Annotated in this window: 12 protein-coding genes; 6 read left to right on the top strand and 6 right to left on the bottom strand. The window is 67.8% G+C overall.

Going from position 1 to position 14,645, the window contains the following annotated elements:
* The first annotated feature begins 2 nt into the window (after nucleotides 1-2).
* The 3 genes from ACFFJ7_RS00960 (at nucleotide 3) to yghU (ending at nucleotide 2,605) form a co-directional block, all read left to right on the top strand.
* On the top strand, nucleotides 3-1,208 hold the full coding sequence (locus ACFFJ7_RS00960; RefSeq protein WP_377590343.1) for an FAD-dependent oxidoreductase: 1,206 nt from the start codon (nucleotides 3-5) through the stop codon (nucleotides 1,206-1,208).
* Nucleotides 1,209-1,222: 14 nt separating this feature from the next.
* Entirely contained in the window at nucleotides 1,223-1,579 is a 357-nt protein-coding gene (locus tag ACFFJ7_RS00955) for a YbaN family protein (protein ID WP_377590341.1), read from the top strand.
* Between the two features lie 150 nt (nucleotides 1,580-1,729).
* Nucleotides 1,730-2,605: a glutathione-dependent disulfide-bond oxidoreductase gene (gene yghU / locus ACFFJ7_RS00950; RefSeq protein ID WP_166953781.1), complete on the top strand. Its 876-nt coding sequence runs from the start codon at nucleotides 1,730-1,732 to the stop codon at nucleotides 2,603-2,605.
* A gap of 78 nt (nucleotides 2,606-2,683) precedes the next feature.
* Here the strand turns inward: yghU and fghA are convergent, their stop codons facing one another.
* Nucleotides 2,684-3,526, bottom strand: a complete 843-nt coding sequence (fghA, locus tag ACFFJ7_RS00945) for an S-formylglutathione hydrolase (RefSeq protein WP_281351133.1) — start codon at nucleotides 3,524-3,526, stop codon at nucleotides 2,684-2,686.
* A gap of 180 nt (nucleotides 3,527-3,706) precedes the next feature.
* Here fghA and ACFFJ7_RS00940 point away from each other — a divergent pair, with 180 nt between their 5' ends.
* Nucleotides 3,707-5,779 (top strand): ATP-dependent helicase, encoded by a 2,073-nt coding sequence (locus ACFFJ7_RS00940; protein WP_377590338.1) that lies wholly within the window; start codon nucleotides 3,707-3,709, stop codon nucleotides 5,777-5,779.
* 21 nt (nucleotides 5,780-5,800) lie between these two features.
* Here the strand turns inward: ACFFJ7_RS00940 and ACFFJ7_RS00935 are convergent, their stop codons facing one another.
* Complete coding sequence (locus ACFFJ7_RS00935) at nucleotides 5,801-7,057, bottom strand: D-amino acid dehydrogenase (protein WP_166953779.1); 1,257 nt, start codon at nucleotides 7,055-7,057, stop codon at nucleotides 5,801-5,803.
* Nucleotides 7,054-8,211 carry an alanine racemase gene (gene alr, locus ACFFJ7_RS00930; protein WP_377590336.1) on the bottom strand — a complete coding sequence of 386 codons (1,158 nt, stop codon included), beginning with the start codon at nucleotides 8,209-8,211 and terminating at the stop codon, nucleotides 7,054-7,056. Before alr ends, ACFFJ7_RS00935 begins: the two co-directional genes overlap by 4 nt.
* 160 nt (nucleotides 8,212-8,371) lie before the next feature.
* Here alr and ACFFJ7_RS00925 point away from each other — a divergent pair, with 160 nt between their 5' ends.
* Both ACFFJ7_RS00925 and ACFFJ7_RS00920 read left to right on the top strand, forming a co-directional pair.
* Nucleotides 8,372-8,866: an Lrp/AsnC family transcriptional regulator gene (locus ACFFJ7_RS00925; RefSeq protein ID WP_166953775.1), complete on the top strand. Its 495-nt coding sequence runs from the start codon at nucleotides 8,372-8,374 to the stop codon at nucleotides 8,864-8,866.
* 208 nt (nucleotides 8,867-9,074) lie between these two features.
* Entirely contained in the window at nucleotides 9,075-10,247 is a 1,173-nt protein-coding gene (locus ACFFJ7_RS00920) for an alpha/beta fold hydrolase (RefSeq protein WP_377590333.1), read from the top strand.
* A gap of 51 nt (nucleotides 10,248-10,298) precedes the next feature.
* On the opposite strand, the gene ACFFJ7_RS00915 is transcribed toward ACFFJ7_RS00920, so the two are convergent.
* The 3 genes from ACFFJ7_RS00915 to ACFFJ7_RS00905 all read right to left on the bottom strand — a co-directional run bounded on the left by ACFFJ7_RS00915 (nucleotide 10,299) and on the right by ACFFJ7_RS00905 (nucleotide 14,642).
* Entirely contained in the window at nucleotides 10,299-11,264 is a 966-nt protein-coding gene (locus ACFFJ7_RS00915; protein WP_377590330.1) for a Bug family tripartite tricarboxylate transporter substrate binding protein, read from the bottom strand.
* A gap of 165 nt (nucleotides 11,265-11,429) precedes the next feature.
* Nucleotides 11,430-13,529: an acetate--CoA ligase family protein gene (locus ACFFJ7_RS00910; protein ID WP_377590328.1), complete on the bottom strand. Its 2,100-nt coding sequence runs from the start codon at nucleotides 13,527-13,529 to the stop codon at nucleotides 11,430-11,432.
* A complete protein-coding gene (locus ACFFJ7_RS00905; protein WP_377590326.1) occupies nucleotides 13,530-14,642 on the bottom strand; it encodes an acyl-CoA dehydrogenase family protein in 1,113 nt (370 codons plus the stop codon).
* Nucleotides 14,643-14,645 lie beyond the last annotated feature (3 nt).

Below are 14,645 nucleotides of genomic sequence, written 5' to 3'. Positions count from 1 at the left end.
GGATGGAAGATCGGGATCAGGATTGCTGCATCGTCGGGGCCGGCCCGGCGGGCCTCATGCTCGGCCTGCTGCTTGCCCGCGCCGGCGTTCGCGTGACCGTCGTCGAGAAGCACGGCGATTTCCTGCGCGACTTTCGCGGCGACACCATCCATCCGTCGACGCTTGAGGTGATGGACGAACTCGGCTTCCTCGACGAATTCCTGACCCTGCCGCACCAGAAGGCGCCGAGCCTGCATGCGGAGATCGATGGCAGGCCCGCCACCATCGCCGATTTCTCGCGCCTGCCGGTGCGCTGCCGGTATATCGCCTTCATGCCGCAATGGGATTTTCTCGCCTTCGTCGCCGACAAGGCGCGGGCGCTCCCCGGTTTCCGCCTGATGATGGGCAGCGCGGTCACAGGCCTTGCCGAGCGGGACGGGCGCATCACCGGCGTGACGCTGCGCGATGCGGACGGCACGGAACGCACCCTCGCGGCCGCGCTCGTCGTGGGCGCGGACGGACGCGGCTCCGTCGTGCGCCGGGCGGCGAAGCTCGCCGTCACGGACCTCGGCTCGTCGGTCGATGTGCTGTGGATGAGGCTGTCGCGCCATGCCGACGACCCGCCGCAGGCCATGAGCCACGCCGGCCCGAGCCAGGGCATCGTCCTGATCGACCGCGGCGATTACTGGCAGGTCGGCTATGTAATCGGCAAGGGCAACTTCGGGCAGGTGAAGCGCGACGGCCTTCCGGCGCTGCGGGCGAAGCTCGCCGCCGTGGCGCCCCTTCCCGCCGACCGTTTCGAGGAACTGGCCGACTGGGATCATATCCATCTGCTCGAAGTGCGCATGGACCGGCTGGAGCAATGGTGGAAGCCCGGCGTGCTGTGCATCGGCGATGCGGCGCACGCGATGTCGCCCATCGGCGGCGTCGGGGTCAATCTCGCGATTCAGGACGCGATTGCCGCAGCCAATATCCTGGCGCGGCCGCTGCGCGAGGGAACGCTGGCGGACGCGCACCTGCGCGCCGTGCAGACGCGCAGGCGCTTTCCGACCTGGGCGACGCAGAAGATCCAGCTCATGATGCGCCACAAGCGCGGCACCGGCGAGGGCGCCGCCACTGGCGGCAGGCCGCCCGCCTTCCTGCGTGCCATCGCCCGTTCGCGCCTCCTGCCCCACCTCACCGGCCGGCTGATCGGCATGGGCTTCCGGCCCGAGCACGTGCGGACGTGAGGGGAGCGTGCGCGATGCGCGGTCTCTATCTTGCGGCCGGCCTCCTGTTCGTCGCGCTTGGCTTCATCGGCGCGTTCCTTCCGGTGTTGCCGACGACTCCTTTCCTCATCGTGGCGGCGGCCTGCTTCGCGCGCTCCTCCCAGAGGCTGGAGAGCTGGCTGTTGGACCATCCGCGTTTCGGCCCGCTGCTGCGTCAATGGCGTGAGCGCGGCGCGGTTCCGCGGCAGGCCAAGCTGATGTCGCTCGCCGGCAGCAGCGTCGGCTTCCTGCTGTTCTGGATCGGATATGAGCCGGAGCCGGTTTCGGCCATCGCCGTGGCCGCGCTGATGCTCGCCGGCGTCGCCTACGTGTTCTCCCGGCCCTCGGCGTGATGACCGGCCAGCCTTGTGCGCCCGGACACGGGAAGAAGCAGCGGCATCGCCGCCCGGCCGCCGCCGACGTTGACTTGCCCCGGGATCGGGAGATACCGTTCGCGGCACGCCATACCTTCCCTTGTGCGACGCAATCCCTGGAGTTTGGACATGACCGATTCCGCCGAATACACGCCGCCGAAGATCTGGACCTGGAACAAGGACAACGGTGGCCGGTTCGCGAACATCAACCGCCCGATCGCCGGCCCGACGCACGAGAAGGAATTGCCTGTCGGCCGCCACCCGCTGCAGCTCTATTCACTGGCCACGCCCAACGGCCAGAAGGTCGCTATCCTGCTTGAGGAACTGCTGGCGCTTGGCCACGAGGGCGCGGAATACGACGCCTGGCTGATCCGCATCGGCGAGGGAGATCAGTTCGGCAGCGGCTTCGTCAAGGTCAACCCGAACTCCAAGATCCCCGCCTTGCTGGACCGCAGCGGCCCGACGCCGGTGCGGGTTTTCGAGTCGGGTGCCATCCTGCTCTATCTGGCGGAAAAGTTCGGCGCCTTCCTGCCCACCGATACCGCCGCGCGCGCGGAATGCCTCTCGTGGCTGTTCTGGCAGATGGGCAGCGCGCCCTATCTCGGCGGCGGGCTCGGCCATTTCTACGCCTATGCACCGGTCAAGATTCAGTACGCCATCGACCGGTTCGCCATGGAGACCAAGCGCCTGCTCGATGTCATCGACCGGCGGCTGGCGGAGAGCGAGTATCTGGCGGGCGACGAATATACGATCGCCGACATAGCATCCTTCCCCTGGTACGGCGGCCTCGCGAAGGGCTGGAACTACGGCGCGGCCGAATTCCTGCAGGTGCAGGAATACAAGAATGTGCTGCGCTGGGCGGACGCTATCCTCGCCCGGCCTGCCGTCCGGCGCGGGCGCATGGTCAACCGCGTGAGCGGCGATCCGTCCGAGCAGCTGCACGAGCGCCATGACGCCAGCGACTTCGATACGAAGACGCAGGACAAGATCATCGCGGCCGGCTGACCAGCGGAACGGCCCGGCCGACGCAATACCAACGCTTCCGGTCTCCGGCCGTTCGCGCGCGGGTTTTGCTCAAGCCTGTCAGCCGAGCCGTTCGGCATGCCAGCGCAGATGGTCCTCGATGAAAGTGGCGATGAAGAAATAGGAATGGTCGTAGCCTTCGTGCCGGCGCAGGGTCAGCGGCTGGCCCGCCCGGCGGCAGGCCTCCTCCAGCAGGTGCGGCTTGAGCTGCGTGTCGAGAAAGCCGTCCGCGAGACCCTGGTCGACCAGAATGTCGGGGACGCGCGCGCCATCCTCGATCAGCGCGCAGCTGTCATAGGCCCGCCACGCGGCGCGGTCCGGCCCCAGATAGCCGCCGAGCGCCTTTTCGCCCCACGGGCAGTCGAGCGGCGAGACGATGGGCGCGAAGGCCGATACGGAGCGGTAGCGGCCGGGGTTCTTCAGCGCCAGCGTCAGCGCGCCGTGCCCGCCCATGGAATGACCGGTGATGCCTTGCCGGCTGACATCGACCGGCAGGAGACCGGCGATCGCGGCCGGCAGCTCCTCGCCGACGTAGCTCGCCATGCGATAGTGGGCGCGCCACGGCTCCTGCGTGGCATCGACGTAGAAACCGGCGCCGAGCCCGAAGTCATACGCGCCGTCGGGATCGTCCGGCACGCCCTCGCCGCGCGGGCTGGTGTCAGGCGCGATCAGGACGAGGCCGAGCTGCGCCGCCACGCGCTGCGCGCCCGCCTTCACGGTGAAATTTTCCTCGGTGCAGGTGAGGCCGGAGAGGAACCATACCACCGGCGCGGGCTCCGTCTCCGCGGCGGGCGGAACAAAGGCGGCAAAGCGCATCGCCGTGCCGGTGGCTTCGGACTGATGCCGGTAGACATACTGCGTCCCGCCGAAGCAGCGTGCCTGTGATACGATCTCCAGCGACATGAAGTCCTCCCCGTCTGGCCATGCGGCAGCGCACCGTTGATATCATCCGCCCATCTGCACGTAAATCGCCGTATCCGCCGCACAGACTGCTTCCGGCGTGGAATGATCGATGAGAACAGATAATGTCCGTATAGTCGGGGACGGTCGTTGATTCTCGATGCGGACAGGGATGAGCCCGAGGTGAGCGCGGTATATCTGGACAAACTGAACGACAGGCAGCGAGCCGCCGTTGAGCACGGCGTGGGCATTCCCGGCGGCGCGGTCGGGGGGCCGCTGCTCATCATCGCCGGCGCGGGTTCCGGCAAGACCAATACGCTCGCACACCGCGTCGCGCACCTCATCGTCAACGGCGCCGATCCGCGCCGCATCCTGCTGATGACATTCTCCCGCCGGGCAGCCGCCGAGATGGGGCGGCGGGTGGAGCACATTTGCGCTGGCGTGCCGGACGGGAAGGCCGGCGCGCTTGCCGATGCGCTGGCGTGGTCCGGCACCTTCCACGGCATCGGGGCGCGGCTGCTGCGCGAACACGCCGCCGACATCGGCCTCGATCCACAGTTCACCATCCACGACCGCGAGGATTCCGCCGACCTCGTGAACCTCGTCCGCCATCAACTCGGCTTCTCGAAGACGGAGAGCCGCTTTCCGGCCAAGGCGACCTGTCTGGCGATCTATTCGCGGGCGGTGAACGCGCAGACGCCGCTCGCCGACGTGCTGCGGGCGAACTTTCCGTGGGCCGCGGCGTGGGAGCCGCAGTTGCGCGACCTGTTTGCCGGCTATGTCGAGGCCAAGCAGGCGCAGAACGTGCTCGACTACGACGACCTGCTGCTTTACTGGGCGCAGACGATGAGCGAGCCGGCGCTTGCCGCCGCCATCGGCGGGCGCTGGGACCATGTGCTGGTCGACGAATTTCAGGACACCAACCGGCTGCAAGCCGCGATCCTCACCGCGCTGAAGCCGGCAGGCAGCGGCCTTACCGTGGTCGGCGACGATGCGCAGTCCATCTATTCCTTCCGGGCCGCGACGGTGCGCAACATCCTCGATTTCCCGAAGACGTTCTCGCCGCCCGCCGATGTGGTGACGCTCGACCGCAACTATCGCTCGACGCAGCCGATTCTGGCGGCCGCCAATGGCGTCATCGATCTCGCGCGGGAACGCTTCACCAAGAACCTGTGGACAGACCGGGAAGCCGCCGAGCGGCCGCGCCTCGTGACCGTTCGCGACGAGGGAGACCAGGCGCGCTACGTGGCGACGGAGGTGCTGGAGAACCGCGAGGCGGGCATGCGGCTGAAGGATCAGGCGGTGCTGTTCCGCGCGAGCCAACACAGCGGGCCGCTCGAAGTGGAACTCGTGCGCCGCAATATCCCGTTCGTGAAGTTCGGCGGGCTGAAGTTTCTGGATTCGGCCCATGTGAAGGACGTGCTCGCCGCGCTGCGCTTCGCCGAAAATCCGCGCGACCGGGTGGCCGGCTTCCGGGTGATGCAGCTTCTGCCCGGCGTGGGGCCGGCGTCGGCGCAGGCTGTGCTCGACGCCATGGCCGGCAGCTCCGATCCCTTCGCGGCGCTCACCGGGCATTCCGGACCGCCGCGCGCGGCGGCCGACTGGCCGGGCTTCGTCGCGCTGCTCTCGGGCCTGCGCGCGCGCAGCGCCGGATGGCCGGGAGAAATCGGCCAGGTCCGCAGTTGGTACGAGCCGTATCTGGAACGCATCCACGACGAGGATGCCGTGATGCGCAAGGCCGACCTCCTGCAGCTTGAGGATATCGCGGCAGGCTACCCCTCGCGCGAGCGCTTCCTGACCGAACTCACCCTCGATCCGCCGGACGCGACGTCCGGACAGGCCGGGCCGCCCTTGCGCGACGAGGACTATCTGATCCTGTCCACCATTCACTCCGCCAAGGGGCAGGAGTGGCGGTCCGTGTTCGTGCTCAACGCGGTCGACGGCTGCATTCCCTCCGATCTCGGCGTCGGCACATCGGAGGAGGTGGAGGAGGAGCGCCGGCTCCTCTATGTCGCGATGACGCGGGCGCGGGACAGGCTCGCGCTCGTGGTGCCGCAGCGCTTCTTCACGCACGGCCAGTCAGCGACCGGCGACCGCCACGTCTATGCTTCGCGCACGCGCTTCATTCCGCCGCCGCTGCTGTCGCTTTTCGAGTGCAGGGCGTGGACTGTCGCGGCGCCCGGACAGGTGCCGGGGCCGCAGGCGCAGCAGGTTCGCATCGATGTCGCCGCCCGCATGCGGGACATGTGGCGGTAGCGCCCGGCGCGCTTCAGCGGCTCATGCGCCGTAGCGGTCGAGCGCGAGGTCTGCCGTCTCGATGTCCGGCTTCGTGCCGCCGATCAGGTCGGCCAGCACGCGGCCGGAGCCGCAGGACATGGTCCAGCCGAGCGTGCCGTGGCCGCTGTTAAGGAAGAGGTTCGCGTAGCGCGTGGGGCCGATCACCGGCGTGCCGTCCGGCGTCATCGGCCGCAGACCGGTCCAGAAGGTCGCCTGCCTCCGGTCGCCGGCACCGCCGAAGAGGTCCTCGACGGAATGTTCCAGCGTCTCCCGGCGCGCCTGGGGCAGATCGAGGTTGAAGCCCGCGATCTCCGCCATGCCGCCCACCCGGATGCGGTCGCCTAGCCTGGTGATCGCCACCTTGTAGGTTTCGTCCATCACCGTGGAGACCGGCGCGCGCGCCTCGTCGACGACGGGCAGCGTGATCGAATAGCCCTTCACCGGATAAACCGGCAGGCGCAGGCCGAGCGGCGCGAGCAGCCCCGGCGCGTAGCTGCCGAGCGCGGCGACGAAAAGGTCGGCCTTGATGTCGCCGGTCGCCGTCTCGACGGCTGCGATGCGGTCTCCCGCCACCCGCAGGCGGCGGATATCGACGCCGAAGCGGAACTCGACGCCGAGCCCCTCGCAAATCCGGTGCAGTTCGTTGGTGAACTTGAAGCAGTCGCCAGTCTCGTCGTTCGGCAGGCGCAGGCCGCCGACGATCTTGTCCCGCACCCGCGCAAGGCCCGGCTCCGCCGCCGCGCAGCCGGCCGCGTCCAGCACCTCGAACGGCACGCCGTCCGCCTTCAGCACCGCGATGTCCTTGGCGACGCCGTCGAGCTGCTTGTGCGTGCGGAACACCTGCAGCGTGCCCTGCGTGCGGTGGTCGTAGGCGATGCCCGTCTCCGCCCGCAGCGCGATCAGGCTGTCGCGGCTGTATTCGGCAAGGCGCACCATCCGCCCCTTGTTGATCTTGTAGCGCTCCTCTGAGCACTCCCACAGCATGGCGAACATCCAGCGCCAGGAGGCGAGCGCGGCGACCGGGTGGATCACCAGCGGCGCATGCTTCATGAACAGCCACTTGAGCGCCTTCAGCGGAATGCCGGGCGCGGCCCACGGCGAGGCATAGCCGGGCGAGATTTCGCCGGCGTTGGCGAAGCTCGTCTCAAGCGCGGGACCGGGCTGGCGGTCGAGCACCGTGACCTTGTGGCCCGCCTTCGCGAGATAATAGGCGGACGTGACGCCGATCACGCCCGAGCCGAGAATGACGATGTTCATGCGGTTCCCCTGTTTTCTTCCGTTGCCGTGCCGGCGCGCGGATAGTCACGATGATAGCGCCGCCCGAGGCTGGTCAGGATTTCGTAGGAAATGGTGCCGGCGGCCCCGGCGATGTCCTCCAGCGTCTGGTGCGGGCCGATCACCTCGACGAGGCTGCCCAGCCGCAGCGTTCCCGGCGGCAGCGCTGAGATGTCGACGGTGATGCTGTCCATGGACACGCGCCCGGCGATCGGCAGCCGCACACCGCCGAAATAGACGGCGCCGCGGTTGCTCAGGTGGCGGAAGATGCCATCGGCGTATCCCGCCGCGATCGTCGCGAGGCGCGTCTCGCCCGCCGTGATGTGGGTGCCGCCATAGCCCACGCGCGCGCCGGCGGGCACCGTGCGGGTCTGGATCACGCGCACGTCGAGCCGCACGACCGGCGACAGCGGGTTGTCGGCCCCCGGAGCCGGAACGCCGCCGTAGAGCGCGATGCCGGGACGCGCCAACGCACCGTGATAGCCGGCGCCAAGGAAGATGCCGCCGGAGTTGGCAAAGCACAGAGGCACATCCGGAAACAGCGCGGCGCAGCGGTGCAGGACTGCGAGCTGATCGGCGTTCTGCAGATTGCCCGGCTCGTCGGCGCAGGCAAGATGGCTCATCAGATAGGCGAGGCGCACCCCGGCGAGCAGCGCGGGATCGGCCGCAAGGGCCTGCACCTCGCCGCCGGAAAGCCCGAGCCGCGACATGCCTGTGTCGAACTGGAGAACCGCCGGCAGCTCCCGCCCGCGCTCCCGCGCCGTCGCGGCCCAGTTAGCCGCCTGTTCGAGCGAGTTGAGAACGGGCACGATGCCGGCATCGGCGCACAGGCCTTCCGCGCCGGGCAGCAGGCCGTTCAGCACGAAGAGCCGCGCGTCGTGCCCGAGCACGGGCCGCAGCTTCAGGGCCTCGCCGAGATGGGCGACGAAAAAATCGCGGCAGCCGGCATCGTAAAGCACGGGTGCAACCCGCTGCGCGCCAAGGCCATAGGCATCCGCCTTGACGACGGCGCCGGTGGCGCCTCCCTCAAGCCGCGCCCGGAGCGCGCGGTAATTGCGCGCCAGCGCATCGAGATCGATCGTCAGCACGCCGCAGGAAATCTCCCGCGCGAGGGATGGAGAAACGTCGTCGTACATGAAACACCTCGGCACCGGGGTTGCCGCCGCGACAGCGGGCCACCTGCAAAACGCATCGAATCTAGCGCAAGGATCACGCAATGGATGCGCAAAGTGCGCCTGAAAATTTCACTATTGGATAATTTGTGCAATAATCGACGTCAAAACGGAAGGTTCCTGCATGACCGGTCTCGACACCATCGACCGCAACATCATCCGCCTGCTGCGTCTCGACGCGCGCATGAGCAACGCCCGGCTCGCGGAGGAAGTCGGCCTGTCGCCCTCCGCCTGCCTGCGGCGGATCAGGCAGCTCGAACACAGCGGCGTGATCCGGGGCTACACGGCCATCATCGACCACGCCCTGCCGGAAACCACCATGGCGGTCATCGTCAATATCACGCTAGAACGGCAGACGGAGGACTATCTCACCCGCTTCGAGACGGCGGTGCGCAAGCATCCCGAGATCCGCGAGTGCTATCTGATGACAGGCTCGGCCGACTACCTGCTGCGCGTCGAGGTGGAAAACGCGGCAGCGTTCGAGCGCGTCCATACGGAAATTCTCTCGACGCTGCCCGGCGTATCGCGCATCCATTCGAGCTTCGCGATCCGCAACGCGCTCGCCGCCCGCAGCCGCTCCCGCGCGCCGCTCGCAGTCAGAAGCGGCAAGGCGGGCTAGAGCGCATTCCGATCAGATGGAATCATCTGATCGATCAGAATTCGCTCAACATAAGGAAACTGGAAACTGTCCTGTTTCAATGTAAACACGACAGTTTCCAGCGGCCGGGCGACAGACGTTTCCGTCACGAACATGCAACTTGCCGCGGCTACCAGATGGGGAGAGTATGAACCGGGCGCGGGGAACCTTACCGAAGGGATGGCAGGCGATGGCTGAAAAAGTTGAAGCACGGCGGACCGGACAGGGCGCGGGCGAACACAGCGTCCCGATGTTCTGGCCACTTTCGGCGATGTTCGCGGCGGAACAGGCCGCCTTGTCGGTTCCGGATCATCTGCTCGGCTTCCTGAAGGAAGCGGAAGAGATCGACAATCCGCCGGCGCCGGTATGGCACACGAAGAACACCGTGCGGCTCGATCTCTCCACCATGTTGCTGCGGGAATTCGGCACGCCGGGCCAGGGTACACCGGGCCAGGGTACACCGGGCCAAGGTATACCGAGCACGGGCACGCCGATCCTCGTCGATGCGCCCTACGCCGGGCACGGGGCGACCATCGCCGATTTCGGCGAGGGGCAAAGCCTTGTCGCCGCGCTGCTGGCGGCGGGGGCTCCTGCCGTCTGGGTGACTGACTGGAAAAGCGCCACACCCGAGATGCGCTATTTCTCCATCGACACCTATCTGGCGGAGCTGAATGCCGCGATCGACGACCTGGGCGGGCGTGTGCATCTGGTGGGGCTCTGCCAGGGCGGCTGGCTCTCGGCCATGATGGCGGCCCGGTTCCCGCAAAAGATCGCCTCCCTGGTGCTTGCGGGCGCGCCCATCGACACGGACGCGGGCCACGGCCCGATCCGCGAGCTTGCCCATGCCATGCCGCTGGCGGCCTATGAAGAGATGGTCGCGTTGGGCGAGGGGCGCATGCCCGGCAAGTTCATGCTGGCGGGCTGGAAGAACATGCATCCCGACAAGCAATATATCGACAAGTACGTCACGCTCTATGAGCATCTGGACGACAAGAGCTACGTCGAGCGGACGAAGCATTTCGAAAGCTGGTACGAGAACCCGCTGGATTTGCCGGGAACCTATTACCTTCAGGCGATCCGGTTGCTGTTCAAGGAAAACCGGTTCGCGAAAGGCCAGTTCACCGGCCTCGGGCGCACGCTGAAGCTGGGCGACGTCACCTGCCCGGCGTTTCTGCTGGCGGGCGAGGCGGATGACATCACGACGCGCGAACAGGTGTTCGCCGCGAAGGATCTGCTCGGAACGCCGCCTGAAAAGATCAGCTCGGCGCTCGTTCCCGGCGGGCATATCGGGCTGTTCATGGGCCACAAGACCATCGCCGAAACCTGGCCCGTGATCGCGAAGTGGATTCTGTCGAACGACTGAGCGGTGGGCGGCTGCCTCCGCACGGAGGCAGCGTTGCCATCGGCGGGAGGGTCACTCCATGCCGGCGGCGACCAGCGCCTGCCAGTTCGCGAATTCCCTGGCCATATAGGCCTGGAACGCGGCGGCATCCCAGTCTTCAAACCGCACGCCCTGGTTGGCCGTCAGCTCCCGACCTTTTTCGGACAGCATGATTTCCGCTACCATGCGGTTCAGCATGGTCACATCCTTGTCGCTGAGCCCGGCCGGCGCGAAGAAGCCGAACCATTGCGCCGCCTCGACCTCGGCAAAGCCCTTTTCGGCGGCCGACGGCACCTCGGGAAATTCCGGGCGGCGCCCCTTGCCCAGATACAGCACCGCCTTGCCCTGATTGTTGTTCAGATACGGCGCCGAGGAGCCGACGGACCCGACGTAGTAATCCGCCCGGCCGGCGATGACTTCCATCATCGCCTCGCCCGAGGATTTCATATGCAGGATCCTCGGTTTCAGGCCCAGCTCGTTCGACACCATCCGCCCGACGAAGTGCGTCGATGACCCGACGCCGGCCGTCGACATGACGATCTTGCCCGCCTTGTTCTTGGCGAAGAGATCGTCGATCGTCGTCACCCCGGCGGCGGGCGAGCCGATGATCATGAACTCGTTGAAGCCAAGAACCGAGATGGCTTTGAATTTCTTGACCGGATCGTAGCCGGCGTTCGGATTGTAGGCCGGCCCCGTCAGGAACGACGAGCTGGAGAACAGCAGCGTCGATCCGTCTCCGGAGTTGCGCGCGGCCTCGGCCGTGCCGACCACGCCGCCCGCGCCGGGCTTGTTGATCACCACGACCGGCTTGCCCAGCTTGTGCTGCAGTTCCTCCGCCAGAAAGCGGACGAAGGGATCGGTCGAGCCGCCGGGGTTGAACGGCACGACGATCTGGATCGTGGATTGCGAGGCGATGTCGGCCGAGGCCTGGCCACCCCACAGGGCTGCGCAAAGCGCAAGCCCGCAGCCCACGATCCATGACTTGAAAGCGGCTTTCATTCGGGTATCTCCTCCTCCGGCGATCGTCTCGTGCGATCGTCCGTTTCGCGGCCAGTCGGCTGCGGAGTCCATGTAGGGCCCTCGCGATGCCGCCTGGCAAATGACATCTCGTCGCGTGACGATAAGCTGCGGTTATGCGACCGCCGCCGCGCGGAACGGCGGCCTTCAGGCCTTCACATGAATCAGGGCGTCCACGCCGACTCCGCCCTCCGGCAGGGCGATGAAGGGGTTGATCTCGACGCTTTCGACCTCCGGACCCTGCGCCGCGATGAACTGGGAGACCCTGACGATGGCCCCGGCGATCGCGTCCAGATCGGCCTTTTCCTGCCCGCGCGCGCCGTCGAGGATGGCGAAGGCGCGGATCGAGCGGATCATCTCCAGCGCCGCCTCGTGCGTGACCGGCGCCGTGCGCAGAACCGTATCCTTCAGCACCTCGGTATAGATGCCGCCGAGGCCGAACATCACCACCGGCCCGAATGTCGGGTCGCGATGCGCGCCGATGATGGTCTGGGTGCCGCCCCGGATCATCTGCGCCACGGTCACGCCGCGAATGTCCGCCGCTGGCGCCGCTGCGGCAGCATTCGAAACCACACGGTCGAAGGCCGCCCGCACCGCCGTGGCGTCAGCCAAATTCAGCGCAACGCCGCCAACTTCGGATTTGTGAGCGATCTGCGGCGACAACACCTTCAGCACAACCGGATAACCCATGGCCTCCGCCGCCGCAGCGGCCTCGTCAGCATTGGCCGCCACCCGTTCCTGCGCGAAATGCAGCCCGGCCGCCGCCAGCAGCTCCTTGGACCGGGCCTCGTCCGGCGAGGACGTCAGCGCAACCGGGGCAAGCGCCTCGATCTGGGGCGTGACCAGCGGGCGCCGCCGCACGGCCGACAGCTCGGCCGCCGCTGCCAGCGCCTTGACGCAGAACACCGGGTCCTCGAAAACCAGATAGCCCAGTCCCTCGATTTGGCTGCGGAATTCCGGCGTGGTTTGCACGCACAGCGCCAGTTGCGTTTCCGGAAACTCCGCGCGAAGCGCCCGCAGGGGCCCGGCCAGGATTTCCATGTCGCGGGCGTTGCGCCCGGCATTGGCGAAGAACAGCATCGCCGAACCGAAGGGGCGGTCGCGCAGCACGCGCTCCACCGCGCGCGTCAGCATGGCCCGGTCGCCGACGGTCTGCGCGGTGGTATCCACCGGATTCAGCCCCACGGCCAGCGGCAGTTCCTTCTGGATTTCGGCCAGCGTCGCCTCGGAAACCGGCGGCAGCGCGATTCCCGCCTCCATCGCCGCATCGGTGGACATCACCCCCACGCCGCCCGAGACGGTGACGATGGCGAGCGTCTTGTCGACGGGCAGGCGGCCCTGCGCGCAAACGTAGGTGACGTCGACCATTTCCGTCAGCGTCTGGCAGGAGTACACGCCCGCCTCGCGCAATACCGCGTCGAAAACCTGCACGGAACCCGCCAGCGCCCCGGTATGCGAGGCAGCAACCGTCTGGCCCGCCTCCGTGCGGCCTGCCTTGAACACGATCACCGGCTTTTTCATCCGCCGGGCGGTGCGCAGGGCGCCGATCAGGGCCGGCCCGTTGCGGCAGCCCTCCATATAGAGCATCAGCACGTCGGTATCGGGGTCCTGCGCCATCCATTCGAGGCATTCGGCGGCCTGCACATCGGCCTCGTTGCCGGTTGCCACGAACTTGGAAATCGCCATGCCCCGGCTGATGACCAGGTTCTGCAGGTAGGACCCGACCGCGCCGCTCTGGCTGACCATGCCGACCCGGCCCACGGCGGGCGTGCCCCGGTCCATCGCGGTCGAGAAGGTCGAGAAGACGCGGTCCGCCGTGTTGAACGAGCCCATGGCATTGGGGCCGATCATCCGCGCCCCGGCATCGCGGATCATCTTCATGATCCGGGTCTGGGCGGCGGCACCCTCATCCCCAGCTTCGGCAAAGCCCGCGCTGAACATCACGATGGAACGCACGCCGGCGGCGCAGGCATCGGCCACGGCGGCCTCGGCCTGGCGCGCGGGCACCGCGATGATCGCCTGATCCACCTGATCGGGAATGGCGGCGGCCGTGGGATAGGCAGTCAGCCCCTGCACCTGCGAGCGGGTCGGGTTGACGGGATAGACCTTCACCGCCGACTTCGCCTCCAGCATGTAGCGGATCGGCCGCCCCCCGATCTTGCGCGGATCGTCCGAGGCGCCGATCACCGCGATGCTTCCGGGGCGGAACAGGGCGTCGAGCCCGGCCCGTCTGATTTCTGCGTTCATCTAAATCCCCCCTTCGGCCAGGCGCCCGCCGGGCGCGGCCAGATCCATGAAATAGCGGCGTTGTTCGGCGCTGTTTCCGAGCCAGCCGATCAGGCTGAGGCAGCGTTTCACATGCAGGCCGAGGTCGTTCTCATCGGTGATGCCCATGGCGCCGAAAAGCTGGATGCTTTCGCGCATGATCCACAGGGCGCTGTCGTTCAGCCGCGCCCGCAGCCGGGCAGCCTGCATCCCGTGCGCCGCCGCGTCCGGCAGCGCGTCCAGCCGCGACAGCCCGGCCTCCAGCACCGCGCGCGCCAGCCGCTGCCGCACGAACATGTCCGCCGCGCGATGCTGCAGCGATTGAAAGGCGCCGATGGGCTTGCCGAACTGGCGGCGGGTTTTCAGATGCTCGATCGTGAGCGCCATCATCCGGTCGATATGGCCCATCAGTTCAGCGGCAACGAGAACCGAGCCCTCGTCGAGCGCCCGCCGCAGGGCTGCGGCGGCCGCCTCGCCACGGGCGAGTTCACGGACCGGAACGTCGCGCAGATCGAGCCGCCCCATGGCCGAGCCATCGGCGCGGAACTGCTGCGTCAGGACGAGCCCCGGCGCATCCGCCGCCGCCAGCACCAGCACCGGCTCGCCGTCGTCGCTGGCGCTGACGATGAAATGGCTGGCGCCGGCCGCACCGGCGATCCATCCCTTACCGCCGCTGGCCTTGCCGCCGGCACAAATCGTCTTCGCCGAAGGTAGCGGAAAGTCCTGCGGCCCTTCCTGCCAGGCCAGCACCGGTTGGGCGGTGCCTGCGGCGAGCCCGTCCATCAGGTCGGGCTCCGCCCCCGTGAGCGCCAGCACTCGCCCGGCGAGGAACAGGCCGGCCAGCGGATCCGAGGTGAAGCAGCCCGCGAGCCCCTCGGCGACGACGGCGGCGGCGGCGATGCCGAGTCCGCCGGCGTCTTCCGGCATGGCGAGCGCCAGCCAGCCCTGCTGCGCCATCTCCGCAAGCTCGGCGGCGCGCGGTCCCGGCAGCGTCGCCCGCCGAGACCGGATTGCCGCGCCATCGGCATGGCGTTCGGCATGTTTCGCCACGGCATCCCGCAGAAGCGTGGCTGTTTCCCTGTCGAGAACTGTCATCGC

Origin of the sequence: Pseudochelatococcus lubricantis (genome assembly GCF_042432495.1) — a bacterium.
Lineage (GTDB): Bacteria > Pseudomonadota > Alphaproteobacteria > Rhizobiales > Beijerinckiaceae > Pseudochelatococcus > Pseudochelatococcus lubricantis.
This window is presented reverse-complemented; position numbering and strand designations above follow the sequence as displayed.

Bases quoted from the DNA above. Each gene is read 5' to 3' on its own strand.
- ACFFJ7_RS00960 (WP_377590343.1), top strand. From the start codon at position 3: ATGGAAGATCGGGATCAGGATTGCTGCATCGTCGGGGCCGGCCCGGCG.
- ACFFJ7_RS00955 (WP_377590341.1), top strand. From the start codon at position 1,223: ATGCGCGGTCTCTATCTTGCGGCCGGCCTCCTGTTCGTCGCGCTTGGC.
- yghU (WP_166953781.1), top strand. From the start codon at position 1,730: ATGACCGATTCCGCCGAATACACGCCGCCGAAGATCTGGACCTGGAAC.
- fghA (WP_281351133.1), bottom strand. From the start codon at position 3,526: ATGTCGCTGGAGATCGTATCACAGGCACGCTGCTTCGGCGGGACGCAG.
- ACFFJ7_RS00935 (WP_166953779.1), bottom strand. From the start codon at position 7,057: ATGAACATCGTCATTCTCGGCTCGGGCGTGATCGGCGTCACGTCCGCC.
- alr (WP_377590336.1), bottom strand. From the start codon at position 8,211: ATGTACGACGACGTTTCTCCATCCCTCGCGCGGGAGATTTCCTGCGGC.
- ACFFJ7_RS00925 (WP_166953775.1), top strand. From the start codon at position 8,372: ATGACCGGTCTCGACACCATCGACCGCAACATCATCCGCCTGCTGCGT.
- ACFFJ7_RS00920 (WP_377590333.1), top strand. From the start codon at position 9,075: ATGGCTGAAAAAGTTGAAGCACGGCGGACCGGACAGGGCGCGGGCGAA.
- ACFFJ7_RS00915 (WP_377590330.1), bottom strand. From the start codon at position 11,264: ATGAAAGCCGCTTTCAAGTCATGGATCGTGGGCTGCGGGCTTGCGCTT.
- ACFFJ7_RS00910 (WP_377590328.1), bottom strand. From the start codon at position 13,529: ATGAACGCAGAAATCAGACGGGCCGGGCTCGACGCCCTGTTCCGCCCC.
- ACFFJ7_RS00905 (WP_377590326.1), bottom strand. From the start codon at position 14,642: ATGACAGTTCTCGACAGGGAAACAGCCACGCTTCTGCGGGATGCCGTG.